This window comes from Streptomyces sp. MMG1121 (genome assembly GCF_001280015.1).
GTDB lineage: Bacteria > Actinomycetota > Actinomycetes > Streptomycetales > Streptomycetaceae > Streptomyces.
Genome location: NZ_LGDV01000176.1, coordinates 1 through 2796, shown reverse-complemented (window position 1 = coordinate 2796; position 2796 = coordinate 1). Strand labels below are relative to the sequence as shown.

Below are 2796 nucleotides of genomic sequence, written 5' to 3'. Positions count from 1 at the left end.
CTGGCCGGACACCGACCCGCAGACCTCGCTCGACGTCCGGCATCCGGCCTACGTGATCTACACCTCGGGTTCGACCGGCCGCCCCAAGGGCGTCGTGGTGAGCCACACCGGCGTGTCGGGCCTGGTGGCGACGCAGGTCGACCGGCTCGGCGTGGCGCCGGGCAGCCGGGTGCTGCAGTTCGCCTCGCCCAGCTTCGACGCGTCCTTCTGGGACCTGTGCAGCGCCGTGCTCACCGGCGCCGCCCTCGTCCTGGCCCCGTCCGAGGCCCCGCTGGCGGCCCTGACGGACCGTCGGCTCGAGGTCACCCACGTGACGCTCCCGCCCTCGGCCCTGGCCGCGGTGGAGAGCGCCGACCTCACGGCCACCACCCTGGTGGTGGCGGGTGAGGCCTGCACGGCGGAGCTGGTGGCCCGGTGGGCGCCGGGCCGGCGGATGATCAACGCGTACGGTCCGACGGAGACGACGGTGTGCGCGACCATGAGTGACCCGCTGTCCCCGGAGCCCGGTGTACCGCCGATCGGCCGATCGGTCGCGGGCTTTTGGGTGTACGTCCTCGACGAGCGGCTGCGCATCGTGCCGCCGGGGGTGGCGGGGGAGTTGTACGTCGCCGGTCCCGGTCTGGCGCGCGGGTACCTGAACCGGCCCGGGCTGACGGCCGGACGCTTCGTCGCCTGCCCCTTCGGCGCCGATGGCGAGCGGATGTATCGCACCGGGGACGTCGTGCGCCGACGCGGCGACGGCGAGCTGGAGTACGTCGGCCGCGCTGACGACCAGGTGAAGGTGCGCGGCTTCCGCATCGAACCCGGCGAGGTCGAGTCGGTGTTGGCCGGGCACCCCGCCGTCGCCCAGGCCGCCGTGCTCGCCCGGGACGACCGGCTCATCGGCTACGTCGCGGCCCGTCCCGACGCGGTCGTCCGCCCCGCGGAGCTGGCGGCGTATCTGCGTGACCGGCTGCCCGACTACCTGGTACCCGGAGCCGGGCGCGACCGTCGGCGGTGGCCGGGCGCCGCGCACGCCGCAGGAGCAGATCCTGTGCGAGCTGTTCGCCGAGGTGCTGGGCGTGGAGCGGGTCGGGGTCGACGAGGACTTCTTCGACCTGGGCGGGCACTCCCTGCTCGCCACCCGGCTGGCCGCGCGGGTGCGCTCGGTGCTCGGAGTGGAGGTGGCCCTGCGCGCGCTGTTCCAGGCGCCCACCGTGGCGGGCCTGGCCGAGGCGCTGGCCGCGACCGGCCACGTCCGCCCGGCGCTGACCACGCGCGAGCGGCCTCAGGCGGTGCCGCTGTCCTTCGCCCAGCGCCGGCTCTGGTTCCTGCACCGCATGGACGGCACCGCCGCGACGTACCACATCCCGCTGGCGCTCCAACTGACCGGGACGCTCGACCGGGCGGCGCTGGACGAGGCACTGGCCGACGTGGTGGCCCGGCACGAGAGCCTGCGGACGGTCTTCCCGGAGGTCGACGGCGTACCCTGCCAGCTCGTCCTGGACCCGGCCGAGGCCCGGCCCCGCGTGCGGCTGACCGAGGTGTCGGAAGCCGAACTGTTCGACCGGCTCGCCGAGTCCGCCCGACAGCCCTTCGACCTGGAGGCCGAAGCACCCCTGCGGGTGGAACTGTTCGCCCTCGCGCCGGACGAGCACGTGCTGCTGCTGGTGATGCACCACATCGCCGGTGACGGCTGGTCCACCGGTCCGCTGGCACGCGATCTGGCCGAGGCCTACGCCGCCCGGTGCGAGGGCCGTGCGCCGCACTGGCCGGCCCTGCCGGTGCAGTACGCGGACTACACGCTGTGGCAGCGCGACCTGCTCGGCGACGCCGCCGACCGCGGGAGCCGGTTCGCCGAACAACTCGACTACTGGAAGCGTCAGCTGTCCGACCTGCCGGAGCTGCTCCAGCTGCCCGCCGACCGGCCGAGGCCGGCCGTCGCCGGCTGGCGCGGGGACCACGTCGGCCTGGAGCTGAGCCCCGAACTGCACGCCGCTCTCACGGAGTTGGCCCGAAGGTCCGGCGCGAGCCTGTTCATGGTGCTGCAGGCGGCGTTGGCGGCGCTGTACACGCGGCTGGGCGCGGGGACGGACATCGCGATCGGGAGTCCGGTCGCGGGGCGTACCGACGAGGCGCTGGACGATCTGGTCGGGTTCTTCGTGAACACGCTGGTGTTGCGCACCGACACGAGCGGTGACCCGAGTTTCGCCGAGTTGCTGGGACGGGTGCGGGAGACGGCGCTGTCGGCGTACGCGCACCAGGACGTGCCGTTCGAGCACCTGGTGGAGGTGCTGAACCCGTCCCGCTCGCTGTCGCACCACCCGCTGTTCCAGACCATCCTGGCGGTTCAGAACGCTCCGATGGGCCGGTTCTCCCTGCCCGGCCTGGACGTCGCCACCTACGCGGTGGCCACCGGGACCGCCAAGTTCGACCTGGGTGTGAGCCTCGTCGAACAGTTCGGTCCGAACGGCACCCCGGCGGGCATCGTCGGAGCAGTGGAGTACGCCACCGACCTGTTCGACCGCTCGACAGTCGCAGCGCTCGCCAGGCGCTGGACGCGCCTCCTGGAGGAGGTCACCGCCGATCCGGACCGGTCGATCGGACGGATCGAGCTCCTCGACGCCGAGGAGCGGCACCGTTTGCTGGAGCAGGGCGACGCGGCCGCCCGGGAGGCGGAGGCCGTCCCTGTGCCGCTGGCGTTCGCGGCGCAGGTTGCGGCGACGCCGGACGCGGTCGCGCTGGTGTGTGGAGACGCCGAGTTCACGTATCGGCAGCTGAATGCCCGGGCGAACCGGTTCGCGCATGCGCTGATCG

The 2796-nt window shown here is 73.6% G+C and carries 1 pseudogene; it reads left to right on the top strand.

Annotated elements, in window-relative coordinates:
• Positions 1–2796, top strand: a pseudogene (locus tag ADK64_RS16255) (amino acid adenylation domain-containing protein); the annotation flags it as partial.